General features: G+C 72.3%; 18 protein-coding genes. 5 read left to right on the forward strand and 13 right to left on the reverse strand.

The features are described 5' to 3' along the window. Positions 1-128 precede the first annotated feature (128 nt). Positions 129-2,669: a DNA translocase FtsK 4TM domain-containing protein gene (locus tag ACWEOZ_RS22535; RefSeq protein WP_451912637.1), complete on the reverse strand. Its 2,541-nt coding sequence runs from the start codon at positions 2,667-2,669 to the stop codon at positions 129-131. Positions 2,670-2,756: 87 nt separating this feature from the next. Between ACWEOZ_RS22535 and ACWEOZ_RS22540 the strand changes: the two genes are divergently transcribed. Next, complete coding sequence (locus ACWEOZ_RS22540; protein ID WP_451912638.1) at positions 2,757-3,167, forward strand: YbjN domain-containing protein; 411 nt, start codon at positions 2,757-2,759, stop codon at positions 3,165-3,167. On the opposite strand, the gene ACWEOZ_RS22545 is transcribed toward ACWEOZ_RS22540, so the two are convergent. From ACWEOZ_RS22545 to ACWEOZ_RS22570, 6 genes are all read right to left on the reverse strand, one after another. Then, a complete protein-coding gene (locus ACWEOZ_RS22545; protein WP_451912639.1) occupies positions 3,141-3,506 on the reverse strand; it encodes a DUF2784 domain-containing protein in 366 nt (121 codons plus the stop codon). The genes ACWEOZ_RS22540 and ACWEOZ_RS22545 overlap by 27 nt on opposite strands. An 86-nt stretch (positions 3,507-3,592) precedes the next feature. After that, entirely contained in the window at positions 3,593-4,909 is a 1,317-nt protein-coding gene (locus tag ACWEOZ_RS22550; protein WP_451912640.1) for a S1 family peptidase, read from the reverse strand. 113 nt (positions 4,910-5,022) lie between these two features. Beyond that, on the reverse strand, positions 5,023-6,711 hold the full coding sequence (locus ACWEOZ_RS22555) for a ribonuclease J (RefSeq protein WP_451912641.1): 1,689 nt from the start codon (positions 6,709-6,711) through the stop codon (positions 5,023-5,025). A gap of 13 nt (positions 6,712-6,724) precedes the next feature. After that, complete coding sequence (gene dapA / locus ACWEOZ_RS22560) at positions 6,725-7,630, reverse strand: 4-hydroxy-tetrahydrodipicolinate synthase (protein WP_451912642.1); 906 nt, start codon at positions 7,628-7,630, stop codon at positions 6,725-6,727. Between the two features lie 61 nt (positions 7,631-7,691). After that, complete coding sequence (locus ACWEOZ_RS22565; RefSeq protein ID WP_451912643.1) at positions 7,692-8,249, reverse strand: DUF2752 domain-containing protein; 558 nt, start codon at positions 8,247-8,249, stop codon at positions 7,692-7,694. Between the two features lie 5 nt (positions 8,250-8,254). Then, positions 8,255-9,487 carry a winged helix-turn-helix domain-containing protein gene (locus tag ACWEOZ_RS22570; protein ID WP_451912644.1) on the reverse strand — a complete coding sequence of 411 codons (1,233 nt, stop codon included), beginning with the start codon at positions 9,485-9,487 and terminating at the stop codon, positions 8,255-8,257. Between the two features lie 53 nt (positions 9,488-9,540). Between ACWEOZ_RS22570 and ACWEOZ_RS22575 the strand changes: the two genes are divergently transcribed. Beyond that, complete coding sequence (locus ACWEOZ_RS22575; protein ID WP_451912645.1) at positions 9,541-10,119, forward strand: N-acetyltransferase family protein; 579 nt, start codon at positions 9,541-9,543, stop codon at positions 10,117-10,119. 9 nt (positions 10,120-10,128) lie between these two features. Next, on the forward strand, positions 10,129-12,120 hold the full coding sequence (locus tag ACWEOZ_RS22580) for an amylo-alpha-1,6-glucosidase (RefSeq protein ID WP_451912646.1): 1,992 nt from the start codon (positions 10,129-10,131) through the stop codon (positions 12,118-12,120). An 85-nt stretch (positions 12,121-12,205) separates the two neighbouring features. On the opposite strand, the gene dapB is transcribed toward ACWEOZ_RS22580, so the two are convergent. From dapB to ACWEOZ_RS22610, 6 genes are all read right to left on the reverse strand, one after another. Then, positions 12,206-12,964, reverse strand: coding sequence for a 4-hydroxy-tetrahydrodipicolinate reductase (gene dapB, locus ACWEOZ_RS22585; protein ID WP_451912647.1), 759 nt, complete (start codon positions 12,962-12,964; stop codon positions 12,206-12,208). A 30-nt stretch (positions 12,965-12,994) separates the two neighbouring features. Next, positions 12,995-13,879: a phosphatase PAP2 family protein gene (locus ACWEOZ_RS22590; protein ID WP_451912662.1), complete on the reverse strand. Its 885-nt coding sequence runs from the start codon at positions 13,877-13,879 to the stop codon at positions 12,995-12,997. An 83-nt stretch (positions 13,880-13,962) separates the two neighbouring features. Next, positions 13,963-15,300, reverse strand: a complete 1,338-nt coding sequence (locus tag ACWEOZ_RS22595; RefSeq protein WP_451912648.1) for a M16 family metallopeptidase — start codon at positions 15,298-15,300, stop codon at positions 13,963-13,965. 7 nt (positions 15,301-15,307) lie between these two features. After that, entirely contained in the window at positions 15,308-17,644 is a 2,337-nt protein-coding gene (locus ACWEOZ_RS22600) for a polyribonucleotide nucleotidyltransferase (protein WP_451912649.1), read from the reverse strand. 194 nt (positions 17,645-17,838) lie between these two features. Next, positions 17,839-18,108 (reverse strand): 30S ribosomal protein S15, encoded by a 270-nt coding sequence (gene rpsO / locus ACWEOZ_RS22605; protein WP_023561775.1) that lies wholly within the window; start codon positions 18,106-18,108, stop codon positions 17,839-17,841. Positions 18,109-18,242: 134 nt separating this feature from the next. Beyond that, on the reverse strand, positions 18,243-19,187 hold the full coding sequence (locus ACWEOZ_RS22610) for a bifunctional riboflavin kinase/FAD synthetase (RefSeq protein ID WP_451912650.1): 945 nt from the start codon (positions 19,185-19,187) through the stop codon (positions 18,243-18,245). 80 nt (positions 19,188-19,267) lie between these two features. Here ACWEOZ_RS22610 and ACWEOZ_RS22615 point away from each other — a divergent pair, with 80 nt between their 5' ends. Further along, entirely contained in the window at positions 19,268-22,015 is a 2,748-nt protein-coding gene (locus ACWEOZ_RS22615) for a response regulator (RefSeq protein ID WP_451912651.1), read from the forward strand. Continuing rightward, positions 22,012-22,425, forward strand: coding sequence for a response regulator (locus ACWEOZ_RS22620; protein ID WP_451912652.1), 414 nt, complete (start codon positions 22,012-22,014; stop codon positions 22,423-22,425). The genes ACWEOZ_RS22615 and ACWEOZ_RS22620 overlap by 4 nt, the downstream gene beginning before the upstream one ends. The last annotated feature ends 96 nt before the right edge of the window (positions 22,426-22,521 follow it).

The following is a 22,521-nucleotide window of genomic DNA, read 5'->3' on the forward strand; positions in this document are numbered from 1 at the left end:
GAGGTCCAGGTTTCGCGTCGCAAGTGGGCCGGGCGGTCGAATACCGGGGTTGTATTCGGCCGTTCCGACCGCGCCGCGAGGCGGAAGCTGGGCCCGGCGCAGGCCGTCCTGGTCGGCAGGACAGGCCCTCAGTCGACCCTGAGCGTGGCGAGGGTCTCTTCCAGCTCATCGGGCTTGATCAGCACCTCGCGGGCCTTGGAGCCCTCGGACGGGCCCACGATGCCGCGGGTCTCCATCAGGTCCATCAGCCGGCCCGCCTTGGCGAAGCCGACCCGCAGCTTGCGCTGCAGCATCGAGGTCGAGCCGAACTGCGAGGTGACCACCAGCTCGATCGCCTGGATCAGCACCTCGAGGTCGTCGCCGACCTCCTCGTCGATCTGCTTCTTCTTGCTCTCCGGCGGCGCCGTCACGTCCGGGCGGAACTCCGGCTCGCGCTGGTCCTTGCAGAACTTGACGACGTCGGCGATTTCCTTCTCGTCGACCCAGGCGCCCTGGAACCGGGCCGGCTTGGACGCGCCCATCGGCAGGAACAGGCCGTCGCCGCGGCCCAGCAGCTTCTCCGCGCCGGGCTGGTCGAGGATGACCCGGGAGTCGGCCAGCGAGCTGGTGGCGAAGGCCAGCCGGGACGGGACGTTGGCCTTGATCAGGCCGGTGACCACGTCGACCGAGGGACGCTGGGTGGCCAGCACCAGGTGGATGCCGGCCGCGCGGGCCAGCTGGGTGATCCGGACCACCGAGTCCTCGACGTCGCGCGGGGCGACCATCATCAGGTCGGCCAGCTCGTCGACGATCACCAGCAGGTACGGGTACGGCTTCATCACCCGGTCGACGCCCGGCGGGGCCGTGATCTCGCCGCTGCGGACCTTGCGGTTGAAGTCGTCGATGTGGCGTACCCCGTTGGCGGCGAGGTCGTCGTAGCGCATGTCCATCTCGCGGACGACCCATTCCAGGGCGTCGGCGGCCTTCTTGGCGTTGGTCACGATCGGCGTGACCAGGTGCGGGATGCCCTCGTAGGCGGTCATCTCGACCCGTTTCGGGTCGACCAGCAGCAGCCGCACCTCGTCCGGGGTGGCCCGGGTCAGGATGGAGACCAGCAGCGAGTTGAGGCAGGAGCTCTTGCCCGCGCCGGTCGCGCCCGCGATCAGGATGTGCGGCATCTTGGCCAGGTTGGCCACCACGAAGCGGCCCTCGATGTCCTTGCCCAGCGCCACCAGCATCGGGTGGTGGTCGGCGGTGGCCGCGTGCGAGCGCAGCACGTCACCGAGCGAGACGTTCTCCGGGTCGGTGTTCGGGATCTCCACGCCGACCGCGCTCTTGCCCGGGATCGGGCTCAGGATGCGCACGTCGGGCGACTTGACCGCGTAGGCGATGTTGCGGGAGAGCTGGGTGATCCGCTCGACCTTGACGCCGGGGCCGACCTCGACCTCGTAGCGGGTGACCGTCGGGCCCCGGGTGAAGCCGGTGACCTGCGCGTCCAGGTTGAACTGGTCGAAGACCCCGGTCAGCGCGGTCATGATCTCGTCGTTGGCCTTGCTGCGGGACTTCGGCGCCGCGCCCTTGCCCAGCAGGCTCGGCGGGGGCAGCCGGTAGTCGCCCTCGACCGCCGAGATGTCGAGCTGCTCGGCGCGGGTGGGCAGCGGCGAGTGCTCCGGCGGCTCGGGCGCCTTGCGGCTGGCCGGCACCTTCTTGCCCCGGGGCACGAGCACGGTGTCGTGCACGATCGGGTCGTCGTCCACGTCGAGGTCGTCGGGGTCCGGGGCGAGCCCGATGTCGGCCAGCGAGCCCTGCCGGCGGCGGGCCGGGGCGCGCCGTTGGGGCTCCTCGTCGCCGGGCTCGTCGAGGTCGGGCAGGTCCGGATCGGGCAGCGGGGCCCGGGCCGACGAGCGGCCCAGCAGCACGTCGGTGAGCAGCATCAGCCGCTCGGGGATCTTGTTGATCGGGGTCGCGGTGATGACCAGCAGACCGAAGATCAACAGCAGCACGAGCAGGGGTACGGCCACCCAGGCCGTCACCGCGTTCTCGAGCAGGGAGCCGACGCCGTAGCCGATGAGCCCGCCGGAGCTGGTCATCTCCATGTCGTCGGCCGGGCGCTGGGACACGTGCAGCAGGCTGGCGGTGGAGACGACCAGCGCGCTCCAGCCGACGACGGACCGGCCGCGGTGCTCGGGGTCGGCGGGCTTGCGCATGAAGCGGACCGCGCCGTAGAGCAGCAGCAAGGGCAGGAGCACTGCCAGGCTGCCGAAGAACAGCCGCATGGCGTCGTTGAGCCGGGCGCCGACCGGGCCGGCGGAACCCGCCCAGACCGCCACCCCGACCAGGATGGCCAGACCGAGCATGAGCAGCCCGGCGCCGTCGCGGCGGTGCTCGGGATCGATCTCCTTGGCGGTCGCGGCCTGCCGGCCGACGCCGCGGGCGGCCCAGCCGACGCTGTGCGCGACGCCCATCCAGAGGGCACCGACGCCACGGCCGATCCCGGTCGCGAGCACCGATCCGACTCCGGGCCGGGCCCGGGTGGCGCTCCTGGCCCGGGCGCGCGGCACTGCCTTTTTCGCCGGGGCCTTGCGGGCGGGCGTCTTGCGGGCTGCTGGTTGCCGGGCGCGCGACGTCGCGGCACCGCGCGTGGTGGACGCGGCGCGGCCCCGGCTCGCCGGAGGAGTACGGCCCGCCATGGCCCTACCGTAACGGGATCACTCTCGCGAGTACGCGCGCCGCACCGTGACCGGGTTTCGCTTTTTCCCCCGTTTAGGATCAACAGCATGTCCGCGCCGCAACCGCTCAGCCACGACATGATCATCGACGCGCTGAACGCCCGCCGGTTCGCCCACTTCGTCGACGACGACGGTGACATCGGCGGCAACTGGCAGGGCTGCCTGATCTACTTCTTCCGGCTCGGCAAGGACGAGGAGGTCCTCCAGGTCCGCACGCTGACCCGGACGGTCTTCAGCACCGACGACGTCCCCCGCCTGTACGCCTTCTGCAACGCCTGGAACCACGACCGGCTCTGGCCCAAGGCGTACGTGCACACGGCCGACGACGGCGCGGTGCGGGTGGTCGGTGAGGTCGTCGGCGACTGGGAGCGCGGCGTCACCCCGGAGCAGCTCGACCAGGTGATGATCTGCGGGATCGCGACCGGCTGTGAGCTAGCCGACGCGGTCGCGGAGCTTTGAGCGCACGGCGAGGCCGATCCACGAGGTGAGGATCAGCGCGGCGACCGTGATCCGCGCCGCCCACTCGTAGCCGTGCGGGTAGAAGACGCCCGCCACGTGGTTGTCGAGGAATCCGCCCTCGCGCAGCGGCAGGCCCGCGCCGGCCCGGCCGCGGTCCTCCAGCCAGGTCAGCGGGCAGGACAGCCGGGCGACCACGATGATCAGGAGCCAGGCGGCGCTGACGACCTGCAGCCAGATGAGCCGGCGCCAGCGCCAGGCCAGAAAGCCGCCGAAGATGCCGAAGGCCAGGAACGCGAAGTGCGCGCCCACGGCGGCGCCGATCAGTATCCGGTAGCCCACGCCGCCAACGGTAGGCGACGCAGCGCTGCCCGCGCAGGACGGAGGATGGCCTGCGCGGGCAGCACGTCTACGGGTGGTGCGTCAGGTCAGTTGCGGTGACCCCGGCGGTGGTGACCGTTGCCGTTGCCATTGCCGTTCCCGTTGTTGCCGGCCGGCGCCTCGGCCGACTCGACCGGCGGGGCCGTGGTCGCCTCGGCGGGCGGGGTGCCCGCGTTCACGCCGCCACCGGCGCCGCCGGTGGTGAGCAGGGTGAGGTTGTTCTCCTCGAGGATCTCGGTGATCGGCTGGAAGAACGTCTCGCCGCCGGCCGTGCAGTCGCCCGAGCCGCCGGAGGTCACGCCCTGGGCCTGGTCACCCGAGAGCCACGGGCCGCCGGAGTCACCGCCCTCGGCGCAGACGTCCGTCCGGGTCAGGCCGGTGACCGCGCCCTCCGGGTAGTTCACCGTCTGGTTCTTGGCCAGGATGGTGCCGCAGAACGTGCCGGTGGTGGAACCGGACCGGCAGACCGCGGCGCCGACCGGCGCCTCGGTGCTCCCGCCGACCGGCAGCGCGTTGCCGTCGAAGTCGTTGACGAACGGCTGCAGCGTCACGTCGGCGTTGGTCTGCACCACGCCCATGTCCGCGGTGCCGGGGAAGACCGACGCCACGACGACGCCCTGGTCCTGGTTCTCCCGGTCGGTGGTCTGGGTGCCCTCCGCGCCGCAGTGCCCGGCGGTGACGAAGCCGCCCTCGACCGCGAAACCGATCGAGCAGCGGGCCTGGCCGCCGCCGAGGTTGACGAAGTACGGCTCGGCCCCGATGACGTCGGCCAGCGGCTTGGGGGCGGCCTTGGTGACGACCACCTTCACCGCCTCGTCGGGGAGGCCGGCGTCCTCGGCCAGCTCCTCGGCGTGCTCGGTGTCACCGGGCAGCGCCTGGATGACGACCTGGTTCGCCGCGACGTCGACGTACCAGCCGGGCAGGTCGCGGTCGGCCTTGGTGGCCTCGGCGTCCAGCGCCTTCTTGGCCCGGTCCAGCTGGGCCACGCTGCGTTCGACGAGCTTCGGTGTGGCCCCGGCCGCGCGCACCTTGCCGGCCAGGCCGGCGTCGGTGATCGCGATGTTCAGCGTGGTGCCGTCCTTGCCGAGCCAGGAGCCCGCGTACGAGTCACCGGAAGCACTGCGCAGCTGCGCCGCCACCCCGCTGGCCCACGCGGCCCGCTTCACCCGGGCGGTGGCCTGGTCGGCGCTGATCCCGAGGTCCCGTTGCATCGCGGCGAGCAGCTGGGGGGCCACTCCGCCGCTCGACTGCGACGCAGGGCCGCGGCCGGCGTTCGTGCCCGCCATGGACGGCAGCGTGAACGCCACCGCCGCTCCCGCTGCCGTCACCGTCGCCGCAAGCGCGACGACCGTTCTCCGCTGCATCCGTAACTCCCCTCGCATCGAGTGCCGTGGGGGCGGCACCGTGCCCTCAGATACGCAAGGAGGTCGCGGCCGGATCAAAAAATCCGGTATTCACAGAAAACTATGGCTGCCGATCACACTTCCACGACGGTCGGCACGATCATCGGCCGGCGCCGGTACGCGTCGTTCACCCAGCGCCCGACGGTGCGCCGGACCACCTGCTGGAGCTGGTGGGTGTCGGTGATGCCGTCCTCCGCCGAACGGTGCAGGGCGGCGGTCAGCAGCGGGATGACCGGGTTGAAGGCCTGCGGGTCCTCGGAGAAGCCCTTGGCCGAGATGCTCGGCTCGCCGACCACCTTGCCGGTCACCGAGTCGATCACCACGGTGGCCGAGATGAAGCCGCCGTCGCCGAGGATGCGCCGCTCGGTCAGCAGCGACTCGCTGACGTCGCCCACGGCTAGGCCGTCGACGTACACGTAGCGGTTCTTGACCCGGCCCACGTGCCGGGCGTGCCCCTCGACCAGGTCGACCACGTCGCCGTCCTCGCAGAGCACGACCCGGTCCGGGGCGACCCCGGACTCGATGCCGAGCTGGGCGTGGGCGCGCAGGTGCCGCCACTCGCCGTGCACGGGCATCAGGTTGCTCGGGCGTACGACGTTGAGCAGGTAGAGCAGCTCGCCGGCCGGGGCGTGCCCGGAGACGTGCACCTTGGCGGTGTCCTTGTGCACGACCGTGGCGCCGGCCCGGGCCAGCTGGTTGATCACCCGGTAGACCGAGGTCTCGTTGCCCGGCACCAGCGAGCTGGCCAGCACGACGGTGTCGCCGGACTCGATGGTGATGTGCCGGTGGTCGCCGGTGGACATCCGGCCCAGCGCGCTCATCGGCTCGCCCTGCGAACCGGTGGACATGAACACGATCTCGTCGTGCGGCATCTGCGCCGCCTCGTCCAGGCTGACCAGCAGGCCGTCCGGGATGCGCAGCAGGCCCAGGTCCCGGGCGATGCCCATGTTGCGGACCATCGAGCGGCCGATCAGGGCGACCTTGCGCTCGTACTCGTAGGCGGCGTCCATCACCTGCTGGACGCGGTGCACGTGGGAGGCGAAGCTCGCCACGATGATCCGGCCCCGGGCCTTGGCGAAGAGCGCGCCGAGCACCGGGCCGATGTCGCGCTCCGGGGTGACGAAGCCGGGGACCTCGGCGTTGGTCGAGTCGGACAGCAGCAGGTCGACACCCTCGGCGCCGAGCCGGGCGAACCCGGCCAGGTCGGTGATCCGCCCGTCCAGCGGGACCTGGTCCATCTTGAAGTCGCCGGTGTGCAGCACCAGACCGGCCGGCGTGCGTACGGCCACCGCCAGCGCGTCCGGGATCGAGTGGTTGACCGCGAAGAACTCACACTCGAACGGGCCCAGCCGCTCGGTCTGCCCCTCGCGCACGGTCAGCGTGTACGGGTCCAGCCGCCGCTCGGCCAGCTTCGCCTCGACCAGCGCCAGGGTGAACTCGGAACCGACCAGCGGGATGTCCGGCTTGAGGGCCAGCAGGTACGGCACCGCGCCGATGTGGTCCTCGTGCCCGTGGGTCAGCACGATCGCCTGGACGTCCTCCAGCCGTTCCCGGATCGGGTCGAAGTCGGGCAGGATCAGGTCGACGCCGGGTTGCTCGACGTCCGGGAAGAGTACTCCGCAGTCGACGACCAGCAGCTTGCCGTCGTACTCGTAGACCGTCATGTTGCGGCCGATGGCCCCGAGACCGCCCAGCGGGATGACGCGCAGGGCGCCCTCCGGCAGCGGCGGTGGTGGTTCCAGCTCGACGTGTGCCTGGCTCAAGTGCGAGGCCTCTCTAATTGGTGCCGAGGTGCAGTCCCGCCGCGGCGGCGTCCTCGAGCAGTTGGTTCGTTTCGGCCTCGGTGGCGTCGACCAGCGGTGAGCGCACGGGTCCGGCGGGCAGCCCGAGGGCGCGCAGGCCGGCCTTGACGAGGATGGTGCCCTGGGTCCGGAAGATGCCGGTGAACAGCGGCAGCAGCTGCCGGTGCAGCGCGAGCGCCCCGGCGGTGTCGCCGCGCTCGTACGCCTCGATCATGGCCTTGGTCTGGGGGCCGATGAAGTGCGTGGAGGTGCCGACCACGCCGACCGCGCCGATCGACAGCAGCGGCAGGATGGCGGCGTCCTCGCCGGAGTAGTAGGCGAGGTCCGTACGGCGCAGCACGTCGGCGCTGCCGGCCAGGTCGCCCTTGGCGTCCTTGACGGCCACGACGCCGGGGTGCTCGGCCAGCCGGACCAGCGTCTCGGTGGCGATCGGCACGCCGGCGCGGTGCGGGATGTCGTAGAGCATCACCGGCAGGCCGACGGCGTCCGCGACGGTGGTGAAATGCCTGATCAGACCGGCCTGCGGGGGCTTGTTGTAATACGGCGTGACGACCAGCAGGCCGTGCGCGCCCGCCTTCTCCGCCGCCCGGGCCAGCTCGACCGTGTGGGCCGTGTTGTTGGTGCCGACGCCCGCGACGATCCGGGCCCGGTCGCCCACCGCCTCGACGACGACGCGCAGCAGCGTCTCCTTCTCGGCGTCGGTGGTCGTGGGCGACTCACCGCCGGTGCCGCTGATCACCAGGGCGTCGTGACCCTGCTCGTCCACCAGCCACGTGGCCAGCCTGGCCGCGCCGTCGACGTCGAGCGAGCCGTCCGCCGTGAACGGGGTCACCATGGCCGAGAGCAGCCGGCCGAAGGGCCGCGGATGGTCGTGCGTCATACCGACAACTTATCGGACGGCCGGAGTGGTTTCCCCGTCGCCGGTGCCCCGGGCCGCGGGCTCAGACGTAGAAGGCGGTGAACGGCGCCCACGGCAAGTTGCGCAGGACACTCCAGACACCCCAGACGGCGATGAAGCCACCGATCACGCCCGGGCTGAGGTCCAGCTGCGGGAGCCGCCAGCCGAACAGCCGGCGGCCGGCCCAGGCGACGTACATGTAGAGCAGGAACGGGACGACGAAGACGAACAGCGCGTGGTGCCGGGCCGCCGCCGGGATGTCGCCGTGCAGGAGATACCACGCTGCGCGGGTGCCGCCGCAGCCCGGGCAGATGAAGCCGGTCGTGTATTTGAGCAGGCAGCTCGGGGCCGCACCGGCGTTCGCCTCGGTGGGGTGGGTGGCCAGGGTGTAGCCCACCGCGCCGGCCATGCAGACCAGCATCGCGGCCGGGGCGACCCAGATCGGCGACTCGCGCCACTTGCGCTGCACGAACCGCGTGACCCGGTCAGGCTGGGCCGGCTCGAACTGGGCCGGCTCGAAGTGCGGCGGCGGCAGGTGCGGGCCGTGCACCGGCCCGTCGACCTGCGGGTGGACCGCGACGGGGTCGGTCGCACTGCTCATGGGCGTCACGGTACACCCGCGGAGGCAAGCTTCAGCGCGGCCGTGAGCGGGCCGGCCAGGTCGCCCCGCTGCGGTGCCGCGACCGTGTGCAGGCCCAGCCAGCCGGCCAGCCGGTGCAGCTCGGGCACCAGCGCGGCGGCGGTCTCCTCCTGGTCGGCGGCGGGCTCGATCCAGGCGGCCGGGATCTGCAGCACACCGCTCTTGCGGTCAGCCTTGAGGTCGAGGCGGGCGGCGAACTCCTCGCCGAGCAGGAACGGCAGCACGTAGTAGCCGTACAGCCGCTGGGCGGCGGGAACGTAGATCTCGATGCGGTAGTTGAGGTCGAAGAGCCGCTCGGTGCGCCCGCGCTCCCAGATCAGCGGGTCGAACGGGCTGACCAGCGTCGCCGCCCGCACCCGGCGCGGCAGCCGGGCCTCGTGGTGCAGGTAGGCCGGGCCCTTCCAGCCGCGCACGGTGACCGGGAGCAGCACCTTGTCCTCGATGAGCTCGGCCAGGGCCTGCTTGAAGCCGGCCACCGGCAGCCGGAAGTAGTCGCGCAGCTCCGGCTCGGCGGCCACTCCCAGCGTGCGGGCGGCCAGCGCGACCAGGGCCCGGAACGAATCCTCCGGCGACGGGGTCGGCGCCTCCAGCACGTGCCGGGGCAGGACCCGCTCGGGCAGGTCGTAACGCCGGGCGAAGGAGGTCGTGCGCTGGGCGGCGGTCACCTCGCCGCTGTAGAACAGCCACTCCAGGGCCTGTTTGACGACCGACCAGTTCCAGCCCCAGTGGTCCTTGCTGCGCGGGGCGTCGTGCTCGATCTCGGCGGCGGTCAGCGGGCCGCGCTGCCGGACCTCGTCGAGCACCCAGGCGACCAGCTCGGGCTGCTCGGCCACGATGCGCCGCATGTTGCCCCAGGCGTAGTCCTGGGCGCGGGCCATGCGCCAGCGGAACAGCGGCTGGAGCTCGACGTCGATCAGCGACGCCTCGTGCCCCCAGAACTCGAACAGCAGCCGGGGACTGCGGTAGGCGGCCCGGTCGAGCAGCGCCGTCGGGTAGGGCCCGAGGCGGCTGTAGAGCGGCATGAAGTGGGCCCGCTGCAGGACGTTGACCGAGTCCATCTGGATCAGATGCAGGCGGCGCAGCACCCGGCGCAGGTGCCGCATGTCGGTGGCGCCACCCGGCCGGGGGTCGGCGAAACCCTGCGCGGCGAGCGTGATGCGCCGGGCCTGGGCGACGGAGAGAGATTCGGGTACGGCCACAGACCAGGACGCTAGCCGAGGGGTACGACAAACCCGTCTGTAGGCTGCCGGGCATGGCACTCGGCTTCGTCCGTCCCGCCCGTCCCTCCGATGCCGGCGAGATCGCCCGCATCCAGCTGACGACCTGGCGGACCGCATACCGGCGGATGTTCCCGGCGCACGTCCTGGCCAACCTGGACGAGGCCTACCTGGCCCGGGGCTGGGCCGAGGCGATCGAGTCCCCGCCCTCACCCCGGCACCGGGTGCTGATCGCGGTCGAGCAGGGCGAGGCGGCGTCGCACGTGGTGGGCTTCGCGGCCTCCGGACCGGCCGACGAGCAGGCGCTCGTCCCCGAGGAGCCGCCGCTGCCCGACGACGTCGCGGCGATCACCGACCTGCTGGTCGAGCCGCGCTGGGGCCGCCGCGGGCACGGCAGCCGGTTGCTCGCGGCCACCGTCGACCTGTGGCGCGAGGACGCGTTCAAGGCGGCCGTGGCCTGGGCGTACGACGCGGATGAGGCGATGAAGAAGTTCCTCGTCTCCACCGGCTGGGAGCCCGACGGCGCCGGCCGGGCGCTGGACGTGGACGACATGCTGGTCCCCCAGCTGCGGCTGCACGTCGCCGTCGACCCGCAGCCGCCCGAGGCTTCCTGAGCGGGCAGCATGCCGCGTCTCCAGCCGCTCCTGCACGAGCTCGTCACCACCGTGGCGGCGCCGACCATGGCGCTGGCCGGGCCGGACGGGCAGATCCGCGCGGCCGGGGTGCAGGGCGTGTTCCACGCGGACGTCCGCGTGCTCTCCGCGGCGGTGCTGCTGCTCGACGACCACGAGCCTGAGCCGATCGGCCACGCCGAAGCGGGAGGCGGCACGGTCCACTTCGTCGCGCTGACACGCCGGCTCGACCCGCGGCTGCGCATCGACCGCACCCGCACGGTCACCCCCGGGCGGGTCGACGAGCAGATCCGGTTGAGCTCGGCCGCCCCGGAGCCGGTCAGCACGGTGGTCACCGTCGAGCTGGCAGCCGACCTCGCGCCGATCGAGGCCGTCAGGTCCGGCGGCCCGACCACCCCGGCCACCGCCGGCCGGTCCGCCGGAGGCGGGCTGACCTGGGCCCGGGATGGTGTCACCGTCACGGTCGGCGCGGACCGGGCCGAGATCGACGACCGCGGGCGGCTGCGCTGGGCGGTCACGCTCGCGCCGGGCACGGACACGACCCTGACCTTCACCGTACGGGTGGACGACCCCTCCGCGGCGGTGCACGCCCCCACCCGCTCCCACGACTGGAACCCGGCCCGGGTCCGCTCCGGCGACCAGCGCCTGGGCCGGCTGGTGGCCCGCTCCCTGGACGACCTGCACGGCCTGCGGCTGGCCGACGGTGACGACGTCTACCTCGCCGCCGGGGTGCCGTGGTTCCTGACACTGTTCGGCCGGGACAGCATCTGGGCGGCCCGGATGCTGCTCCCGGTGGGCACCGGCCCCGCCGCCGGGACACTCCGCGTGCTGGCCCGCCGGCAGGGCACCCGGATCGACGCGGCCGCGGCCGAGGCGCCGGGCAAGATCCTGCACGAGCTGCGGCGGCAGGAGTTCGTCCTGGCGGACGGCCTGCGGCTGCCCCCCGCCTATTACGGGACCATCGACGCCACGCCGCTGTGGATCAGCCTGCTGCACGACGCCTGGCGCTGGGGACTGCCGGAGGCGCAGGTCGGCGAGCTGCTGCCGCACCTGGAGGCGGCGCTGGGCTGGCTGGCCGGGCACGGCGACGACTTCCTGGCGTACCGCGACACGACCGGGCACGGACTGGCCAACCAGGGCTGGAAGGACTCCGGGGACGCGGTGCGCTTCCACGACGGGCGGCCGGCCGAGCCGCCCATCGCCCTGGCCGAGGTGCAGGGTTACGCCCACCGGGCCGCGCTGGACGGCGCGGCGCTGCTGGACGCGTTCGGCCGGCCCGGCGGCGACCGGTGGCGGCAGTACGCAGCCGGGCTGGCCGACCGCTTCCGGGCGGCGTTCTGGCTCGACGTCGGCTACCCGGCCTTGGCGCTGGACCGCGATGGGCGCCCGGTCGACTCACTGACCAGCAACATCGGCCACCTGCTGGGCACCGGCCTGCTCGACGCGGCCGAGGAACGGGCGGTGGCGACGGCCCTGGGCGGCGAGGCGATGTCCGGCGCGTACGGGCTGCGCACGATGTCGGCCCTCGACGGCGGGTACGCGCCGCTGTCGTACCACTGCGGCTCGGTGTGGGCGCACGACACCGCGATCGTGGCTGCCGGGCTGGCCCGGGCCGGGTTCGGCGCCGAGGCGGCCGTGCTGATCGACGGGTTGCTGACGGCGGCGGAGGCGTTCGGCCACCGGCTGCCCGAGCTGCATGCCGGGGACGCCCGGGCGGCGCTGAGCCGGCCGATGCCGTACCCGGCGGCTTGCCGGCCCCAGGCGTGGTCGGCGGCCGCCGCGGTGCTGATGACGCAGGCCGTGATCGGGCTGGAGCCGGACGTGCCCGGCGGCCGGGTCCGCCTCCGGCCGCTGGCCGGCGCACCCTTCGGCCCGGTCGAGGTGCGCGGCCTCAGCATCGCCGGCACGCCGGTCGACGTCCGGGTCGACGCCACCGGCTCGGCAACCGTCACCGGCCTGCCCGCCGGCCTGACGCTCGACTGACCCGGGCCGGCGCGAGGCGGCCCGCCGCCGGGCTCACGCTCGACTGACCCGGGCCGGCGCGAGGTCGGCCCCGGCGAGACGGCAGTCAGTCGAGGAGCGCGTCGAGGCCGATCGTCAGGCCGGGGCGGTTCACGATCGAGCGGATGCCCAGCAGCACACCCGGCATGAAGGAGGCGCGGTCCAGGCTGTCGTGCCGGATCGTCAGCGTCTCGCCGTGCGTACCGAAGAGGACCTCCTGGTGGGCGACCAGGCCCGCCGCCCGCACCGCGTGCACCCGCACGCCGTCGATGTCCGCCCCGCGGGCGCCGGACAGCTCCTCCTTGGTCGCGTCCGGCATCGCGCCCAGGCCGGCCTCGGCCCGGGCCGCCGCGATCAGCTTGGCCGTGTGGGTGGCCGTGCCGCTCGGGGCGTCCAGCTTGCGCGGGTGGTGCTGCTCGATGATCTCGGCGGACTCGAAGTAGCGGGCCGCGCGGGCCGCGAACTGCATCATCAACACCGCGCCGATGCCGAAGTTGGGCGCGATCAGCACGCCGACCTCGGGCTTGTGCGCCAGCCAGGAACGCACCCGCTCCAGGCGCTGCTCGCTGAAGCCGGTCGTGCCGACGACCATGCTGATGCCCTGGTCCACGGCCCAGTGCAGGTTGTCCATGACCACGTCAGGGGTGGTGAAGTCGACGAGCACCTGGGCGCCGGCGTCCGCGGCGTTGAACAGCCAGTCGCCCTGGTCGACCATCGCCACCAGCTCGAGGTCGTCGGCGGCGTCGACCGCCTTGCACACTTCGAGGCCCATGCGGCCCCGGGCACCGAGAACGCCGACGCGGATCGGTTGCTGCTCGTCTGTCACCCGGTCAATTCAACACCGGTCGCCGGCTTGTCATCCAGCCGGGTGCCGGTTGCGCCACCAGCGCTCGGCCAGCCCCACGACCAGGAACACGCCGGCGACGTAGGCCCAGCCGACCAGCACGTCGATCACGTAATGCTCCCCGGTGTAGACCAGGGTGAACGTCATCGCCAGCGGGTACGCGAGCAGCAGCGGCCACCAGCGCCGGCGCACCACCGGCAGGAAGAAGGCAACCGCCATCATGGCCCAGGCGGTGTGCAGCGACGGCATCGCGGCCACCGGGTTGGACGCCTCCACCTGCAGCGCGTTCAGGGTGTTGCCGGCGCCGTGCAGGCCGATCGCATCCCACCCGTTCGTGGAGATCCGCTCGACGTGCTCGCTCAGGTAGCCCTCCTGGTAGGCCCACCAGGGCGGCGCCGCCGGATAGACGAAGTAGGTGATCAGCCCGAAGACGCAGAGGGTGAACCAGCGCCGGACGAAGCGGGCCCACTGCGCGCGGGACCGCACCCAGAGGATCACCGCGACCGTCGGCACGGTCAGGAAATGCGAGACGTAGATCAGGGTGACCACGACCTCCCACCACTGCACCACTCCGGGCTGGTAGAGGTGCTGCTGCAGCCAGGTGGTGGGGACCTGGCCGCCGGTGAGCCAGCCGAACATCGCCTCGTCCGCATGGATCAGCTCGGTGACGTGCGGGCGGAACAGGTCGTCGGCGTACCCGCGGGAGATGTTGTAGACGACCAGCAGCAGCGCGATGGGCAGCCAGTCCCGCAGGAACAGCAGGTGCTGCCGCCACGGCAGGTCGCTGCGCCACGCGATGGTGGCCAGCCACAGCCAGCCGAAGGCGATCAGCGGGTCGCTGGTCGGCACGCCGATGAAGTACGTGCCGACCGCGAACAGGACCGCCCAGATCAGCATGCCGATGATCCGGCGCCGGCGCCGGTCCGGCGTCGCTTCTTCGTGTACGGGCGGAGGGCTGAGGATGGTCACGGCGTCCCAGGTTAGCGGGCGTTCGAAAACGCGTTCTCGTCGAAGGGCCCGACGACGGCCAGCGACATCGGCTTCGACAGCAGCTCGGCGGCCAGCTCGTTGACCTCGTCGAGGGTGACCTCGTCGACCCGGGCCAGCAGCTCGTCGACGGCCATCAGGTCGCCGTGCAGCAGCTCCGACTTGGCCAGCCGGCTCATCCGCGAGCCGGTGTCCTCCAGGCCGAGCACGTACGAGCCCTTGACCATGCCCTTGCCGCGGGCCAGCTCACCGGCGCTGATGCCGTCGGCCGCGACCGTGGCGAGCTCGGCGCGGATCAGCGCGAGCACCTCCTCGGCCTTGCCCGGGGCGCAGCCGGCGTAGACCGCGAACAGGCCGGCGTCGGCGTACTGGCTGCCGTACGAGTAGACCGAGTAGGCCAGCCCGCGCTTCTCCCGGATCTCCTGGAAGAGCCGGCTGGACATGCCGCCGCCGAGCACGTTGTTGAGCACGCCGAGCGCGAACCGGCGCTCGTCGGCCCGGTTGATGCCGGCGCAGCCGAGCACGATGTGCGCCTGCTCGGTGTCGCGGTGCCGGACCAGGGTGACCGGCTTGCGCGCGCGGACGGCACCGGACGAGCCACGCTTGGGCGCGGGCTCGGCGAGGTCGCCGTCCAGCGGGCTGCCGGCCAAAGCGGCCCGGACCAGCTTGACCACCTTGGCGTGGTCGAGGTTGCCCGCCGCCGTGATCACGATCTGCGGCGCCTTGTAGCGGGCCCGGTAGAAGCGGTTGATCTGGGTGCGGGTCATCGGCGAGATGGTCTGCTCGGAGCCCGAGATCAGCCGGCCCAGCGGCGTGTCGGCGCCGAAGATCGCCTCGGTGAAGACGTCGTGCACCTCGTCGCCGGGCTCGTCGTCGTGCATGGCGATCTCTTCGAGGATCACGCCGCGCTCGGTCTCGACATCCGCCGGGTCGAGGATCGAGCCCGCGACCGCGTCACAGAGCACGTCCACGGCCAGCGGCAGATCGGCGTCCAGCACCCGCGCGTAGTAGCAGGTGTACTCCTTCGTGGTGAAGGCGTTGGTCTCGCCGCCGACGGCCTCGATCTCCGCCGAGATCTCCAGCGCGGTGCGCTTCTCGGTGCCCTTGAACAGCAGGTGCTCGAGGAAGTGCGAGGCACCGGACATCGCCGGGGTCTCGTCCCGGGAGCCGACCCCGACCCAGACGCCGAGAGCGGCGCTGCGGGTGGTGGGGATCGCCTCGGTGATGATGCGCAGACCAGAGGGCAGGACGGTGCGCTTCACGCCGTCCTGCAGGGTCCGGGTGACAACGCGGGCCGGCCTTTCGGCCGGCCCGCGGTTGCTGTCTGTCATGCGTGGATCAGTTACGGTCGCCGCTGGGACGCTGACGACGGCGACGGGGCTCGCCGCCACCCTCACCACGGGGACCGCGGTCCTCGCGCTCGCGCGGCGGGCGGCCGCCACCCTCGGAGCCCTCGCCACCGGCGGCGGCGGGCGCGTCCGCAGGCGCCTCGGCACCCTCGGGGCGGACCTTGTCCAGGTAGATCTTGCCGCGGTTGTCGATGTCCGCGATCGAGACCTCGACCTTGTCGCCGACGTTGAGGAAGTCCTCGACCTTGTCGACCCGCTTGCCGTCGCCCACCTTGGAGATGTGCAGCAGGCCGTCGCGGCCGGGCAGCAACGAGATGAACGCGCCGAACGCGGCCGTCTTCACCACCGTGCCGAGGAACTTGTCCCCCGCCTTCGGCATCGTCGGGTTGGCGATGGCGTTGATCCGCTCCACCGCGGCCTCGGCCGCCGGGCCGTTGGTCGCGCCGACGTAGATCGTGCCGTCGTCCTCGATCGAGATGTCCGCGCCGGTCTCGTCCTGGATCGCGTTGATGGTCTGGCCCTTCGGGCCGATGACCATGCCGATCTTGTCGACCGGGATCTTGACGCTGGTGACCCGCGGGGCGTACTCGCTCATCTCGGCCGGGCTGTTGATGGCCTGGTCCATGACGCCGAGAATCGTGGTGCGGGCGTCGTGGGCCTGCTGCAGGGCGGCGGCCAGCACGTCCGACGGGATGCCGTCGAGCTTGGTGTCGAGCTGCAGCGCGGTGACGAAGTCCGGGGTGCCGGCGACCTTGAAGTCCATGTCGCCGAACGCGTCCTCGGCGCCCAGGATGTCGGTCAGCGTGACGTATTCCGTCTTGCCGTCGACCTCGTCGGAGATGAGGCCCATGGCGATGCCGGCGACCGGCGCCTTCAGCGGCACACCGGCGCTGAGCAGGGCCAGCGTCGAGGCGCAGACCGAACCCATCGAGGTGGAGCCGTTCGAGCCCAGGGCCTCGGAGACCTGGCGGATCGCGTACGGGAACTCCTCGCGCGTCGGCAGCACCGGCACCAGGGCCCGCTCGGCGAGCGCACCGTGGCCGATCTCGCGCCGCTTCGGCGAGCCGACCCGGCCGGTCTCACCGGTCGAGTACGGCGGGAAGTTGTAGTTGTGCATGTAGCGCTTGGACTTGTCCGGGGACAGCGTGTCCAGGGACTGCTCCAGCCGCAGCATGTTCAGCGTGGTGACGCCCAGGATCTGGGTCTCGCCCCGCTCGAACAGCGCCGAGCCGTGCACGCGCGGCAGCACGCCGACCTCGGCGGACAGCGGGCGGATGTCACGCGGGCCGCGGCCGTCCATGCGGACCTGCTCGCGGAGCACGCGGTTGCGCACCTCGGACTTGGTGACCGAGCGGAACGCCGCGCTGATCTCCTTCTCGCGACCCTCGAACTGCGGGCCGACGAGCTCGACCGTCTTGGCCTTGACCCGGTCGAGGGCTTCCTCGCGGTCGGCCTTGCCGGCGATCTTCAGCGCCTCGGCGAGCTCACCCTTGGCGGCGTCCGAGACGGCGGCGTACACGTCGTCCTGGTAGTCCAGGAAGACCGGGTATTCCAGCACGGGCTTGGCGGCGACCTCGGCCAGCTCGCTCTGCGCGCGGCACAGCTCGCGGATGGCCGGCTTGGCGGCCTCGAGACCGCTGGCCACGACCTCCTCGGTCGGCTTCGGCGCGCCGGCGGCGATCAGGCTCAGCGCCTGCGGGGTGGCCTCGGCCTCGACCATCATGATCGCGACCTCACCGTCCGGCAGCGTCCGGCCGGCGACGATCATGTCGAAGGTGGCCCGGGCCAGCTCCTCCAGCGTGGGGAAGTTGACCCACTGGCCGTCGATGTGCGCGACCCGGGTCGAGCCGACCGGGCCGCTGAAGGGCAGGCCGGAGAGCTTGGTCGACATCGAGGCGCCGTTCATGGCGACGACGTCGTACGGGTGCTGCGGGTCGAGCGCGAGGACGGTCTCGACGACCTGGACCTCGTTGCGCAGGCCCTTGGTGAACGACGGGCGCAGCGGCCGGTCGATCAGGCGGCAGGTGAGGATGGCGTCCTCGCTGGGACGGCCCTCGCGCCGGAAGAACGAGCCGGGGATGCGGCCCACGGCGTACATGCGCTCCTCGACGTCGACCGTCAGCGGGAAGAAGTCGAAGTGCTCCTTCGGCTGCTTGCCGGCCGTGGTCGCGGAGAGCACGGTGGTCTCGCCCAGCTGGACGATGACCGAACCGGCGGCCTGGCGGGCCAGCCGGCCGGTGGAGAAAGTGATCTCGCGGGTGCCGAACGACCCGTTGTCGATGACGGCGGTGCGAGTCTCGGTGCCGAGAGCCTTTTGCTCTGTCATGTGGTGCGGTACTCCTTCGTCGAGGACCCGGCGGTTCACACAGCGCGGAAGAGGCTGGCCGGTCTTCGATCGAAGTGCCCGAGATTGACGTGCTCGGGAACCACTACCGAGGACCGGGGCCGGTGGCCTGGTGCCGCGCGGGTCCGTGGGTAGAGCTCGGGGGAAGCAGCCAGGCGGCCACTCCCCCCGTCGAATCAGCGGCGCAGGCCGAGACGCTCGATCAGCGTCCGGTAGCGCGCGATGTCCTTCTTCTGGACGTAGTTCAGCAGGCGGCGGCGACGGCCGACCAGCAGCAGCAGACCACGACGGCTGTGGTGGTCGTGCTTGTGCACCTTGAGGTGCTCGGTCAGGTCGGCGATCCGCTTGGTGAGCATCGCGACCTGCACCTCGGGCGACCCGGTGTCGCCCTCGAGGGTCGCGTACTCGGTCATGATCTTGGTCTTGGTCTCTTGGTCGAGCGCCATGTTCTCCGTGATTCTGTGTTGCCGATTCATACGGTGTCCCGCCCCTGCGGGGCGGGCTCGCGGCCCGCGGCGTCGGGCAGGCAGGCGAGTCCGGTCGTCGGAATAGCCGACGTCACGGAAAGCTTATCAGCCGCTCAGATCTGCGGCCGGGCGAGCAGCCGCCGGGTCTCCTCGACGTCCTCGCGGATCTGCGCGACCAGCGGCTCGATGCCGGTGTAGACCCGCTGTTCGCGCAGGTGGGCGACGAAGTCGAGGCTGACCCGCTCGCCGTACAGGTCGCCGGCGAAGTCCAGCACGTAGGCCTCGACCCGGCGCTCGCGGCCGGAGAAGGTGGGGTTGGTGCCGACCGAGACCGAAGCCGGCTGCGGGCCGCCGTGCTTGCCGCCGCGGATGAGCCAGGCGGCGTAGACCCCGTCGGCCGGGATGGCCGCATAGCGGTGACACATGAGGTTGGCGGTCGGGAAGCCCAGCTCCCGGCCGCGCTGGTCGCCGCGGACGACCACGCCGGCCAGGCGGTGCGGGCGGCCGAGCGCGGCGGCGGCGGCCGAGACGTCCCCGGCGTCGACACAACTGCGGATGTACGTCGACGAGAAGACCAGATCCTGCTCCGCGACCAGCGGCGCCTCCTCGACCGTGAAGCCGAAGGTGCGCCCGAGCCGGGTCAGCATGGCCAGATCGCCGGCGGCCTTGTGGCCGAAGCGGAAGTTGTCCCCCTCCACGACGACCGCGGCGTGCAGCGCGTCGACCAGCACGTCGTGCACGAACGCCTCGGCGCTGAGCTGGGAGAACCCCGGGGTGAAGGGCACCACGCAGAGGGCGTCGACGCCGAGCTGCTCGATCAGCTCGGCCTTGCGCACCGGCTCGGTGAGCACGGCCGGGTGCGAGCCGGGACGGACCACCTCGGCGGGGTGCGGGTCGAACGTCACGACGACCGATTGCAGACCGAGGTCGCGGGCGCGCTTCACGGTGTGCCCGATGATCGCCTGATGGCCGCGGTGCACCCCGTCGAAGACGCCGATGGTCACCACCGATCGGCCGAACCCGCCCGGTACGGCCTCGTACCCGCGCCACCGCTGCATGCCCACTTACCTTCCTGGAGTGTCCGGGGGTAAGCGTATCGGTCTCCGCGACTGCCTGAAACGCTACAGTTAGTCCCGATATGCGCGTTGACTGGAGTCCCCTCGTCCTGCTCGCTGCGGAGTTCACCTTCGCTGTGCTCTTCCTGCGCGCCCTGGTCGGCTACCTGCACGGACGCGACCCGTTGCAGCGCGACGTCACGCTGGTCTTCGCGCCCTGCACGGTGCTGTTCTGCGTCGACATCGCCCGCCGGATCAACGGCGAGGCCCTGCCGCTGTGGGTCAACGCCGTCTCGCTGACCGCGCTGCTGGCCCAGCCGTACCTCACCGTGCGGCTCGCCGCCCGGCTGCGGTCGGTGCCGGTCTGGCTCCAGCGAACCATTCTGATCGTGCAGGCCGTGGTCGCCGCCTGGCTGGCGTTCGCGCCGCGCCCGTTGCGCCCGGCCGAGCTGTTCGCCGCGGTCACGTCGTTCCTGGTGGCCGAGCTCATCGCGGCAGCCCTGCTGTTCGGCAAGGCCCGGACCCGGACCGGCGCGAACCGGGCCCGGCTGATGATCGCGGCCGGCGCGACCGCCGCCTTCGGGCTGATGATCGTGCTGATCGGCATCGCCGCGGTGCCCGGCACCAGCCCGGTGTTCGACACCGCCAACCGGGTCCTGGCCCTGGTCTGCGGGTTCGGCTACCTGGTCGCCTTCGTGCCGCCGCACTGGCTGCGCCGGGCCTTCTCCGCCACGGCCGCCCAGTCGGTCACCGAGCGGCTGCTGCGGGCGCCCGCTGAGTCCGCCGAGCAGGTCTGGCAGACCTACGCCGACATCATGCGGGCGCAGACCGGCGCCGACGCGGTGGCTGTCCTCATGCCGCGAGCCGACGGCATGCTGGCCCCGGCCGCGTACGCCGGGCCTCCGACGGCCGCGCCGGAAGGCCTGGGCTTCGCCGACGTCACCGCGCTGATCCGGGCCGGCCAGCCGGCCCGGCTGCGGGACAGCGACGCGGCCCTGGTCGCCCACTTCGGTGACGACCTCGGCGACGACTTCGTGACCGTGCTGAGCATGCCGGTGCCCCCGGACGCCGAGGGGGCGGTGCTGCTGTTCAACCGCCACCGCAGCCTGTTCAGCGACGACGACCTGCGGCTGCTCGCGGCGCTCGGCGGCCAGGCGGGCGTGCTGGCCGAACGCCAGGCGGTCACCGCGGCCCACCGGCGGCTGGCCGCCGAGCTCAGCACCTCGGTCGAGGCGCTGACCCGGGCCAGCCAGGCGAAGAGCTCGTTCCTGGCCAACATGAGCCACGAGCTGCGGACCCCGCTGAACGCGATCATCGGCTTCAGCGACCTGATGCGGCTCGAGGAGCCCGACGGCGACCGGCGCCTGGTGCCCGCCGACTGGGTGGACCACATCCACACCAGCGGACGGCACCTGCTCGGCCTGATCAACGACATCCTGGACCTGGCCAAGGTGGAGGCGGGCCGGCTGGATCTGCGACTGGCCCCGCTGCGGGTCGACACCGCGGTCAGTGAGCTGCTGACCAGCCTGGCCCCGCTGCTGTCGGCCAAGAACCTCACCGTGACCACCACGCCGGCGGAGGCCACCGCCCTGGCGGACCGGGTCCGGTTCCGGCAGATCGTGGAGAACCTGCTGTCCAACGCGATCAAGTTCACCCAGGACGACGGTGCGATCTCCGTCACGGTGGCCCAGTCCGGCGATGTCGTCGAGGTGACGGTCGCGGACACCGGAGTGGGCATCGCCGAGGAGGACCTGGAACGGGTCTTCGAGGAGTTCCAGCAGGTCGGCGATCCGGACCGGCAACGGGCGGGCACCGGTCTGGGACTCGCGCTGACCAAGCGGCTGGTCGAGGCGCACGACGGCGAGATCAGCGTGATCTCCACGCCGGGACAGGGCAGTGCGTTCACCGTACGGCTGCCGGCCGCGCCGGTCCTGCAGCTCGACCACGGCCCGGAGGCCGGCGCCCGGGTGCTCCTGATCGAGGACGACCCGCAGTCCGCGGAACTGCTCAGCACCCAGCTCGTCGGCGCGGGCTACCACGTCGAGGTGGCCGGCACCGGCGAAGCGGGCCTGACCGCGGCCGGCGCCCACCCGCCCGACGCGATCGTGCTCGATGTCGCCCTGCCCGGCATCGACGGCTTCGAGGTCATCCGCCGGCTCAAGGCCGACCCGCGGCTCGCCGGGATCCCGGTCTTCTTCGTCACCATCATCGACGAACGGCAGGCCGGGCTGGCGCTGGGCGCCGACGACTACTTCGTCAAGCCGGTCGACCAGGCGGCCCTGCTCGGCGCGCTGGCCCGCAAGATCGCGCACCGGCCGGTGCCGCGGGTGCTGGTCGTGGACCACGACGACGACGTGCGCCAGGCGATCGAGGACGGCCTGCGCGCGGGCGGCGCCGACGTGGTGGCCTGCGCCGACGGGCGCGACGGCCTGGCGCTGAGCCGGGAGAGCCACTTCGACCTGATCGTCTGCGACATGCAGTCGCCGGAGGTGGACGGGTTCAGCATGCTGGCCGCCATCGAGCAGGACCCGGCCACCCGGCACACCCCGGTGTTGGGGCTCACCGCCGCGGCGGGCCTGTCACGGACGCCCGGCGACGCCGCCCCGCTGGTGGCCACGGCCATGGCCGGCGGCGTGGTGGCGACCGCGATGGCCGGTGGCGACGGCTGGGAAGCCCTGGCCCCGCTGCTCGGCGGCTCCGGCACCGCCACGAAGGACGAGCCCGCGACCACCGCGAAGGACGGGTCCGCAACCGCCGCCGAGGACGGATCCAGAACCGCCGCCGAGGACGGATCCGGAACCACCGCGCAGGATACGAAGGAGACTCCGTGACGGCCGAGAAACCCCGGATCCTGCTGGTCGAGGACGAAGAGCTGAACCGCACCCTGGTCAAGGCGGTGCTGGCCCGGGCCCAGATCGCCGCCGTCCGCGACGCCGAGGTGCTGGACGCGTCGACGCTGGCGACCGCGCGGACCCGACTCGGCGCCGAGGACATCGACCTGATCCTGCTCGACATGAACCTGCCGGACGGCAGCGGCCTCACCCTGGCGAGCGAGCTGGCGGCGGGCACGGTCGCCGCGGGCCGCCCCCGGCCGACCGTCGTCGCGGTGACCGCGAGCGTGCTCCCGCAGGACCGGGAGGCGGCGCTGAAGGCGGGCTGCGACGGCTTCCTGGACAAGCCGTACGCGGCAGCGGACCTGGTCGCGACGGTGGCCGAGCACCTCTCCCGGCGCAGCGGCTAGGTGTAGGGACCAAGACCGTTGTTGACGCGGGTGATGGGTGGTTGGCCTCCGAGTGCGGTGTGGGCGCGGTGGTGGTTGTAGGTGTGTAGCCAGACG

Source organism: Actinoplanes sp. NPDC004185, from assembly GCF_053603475.1.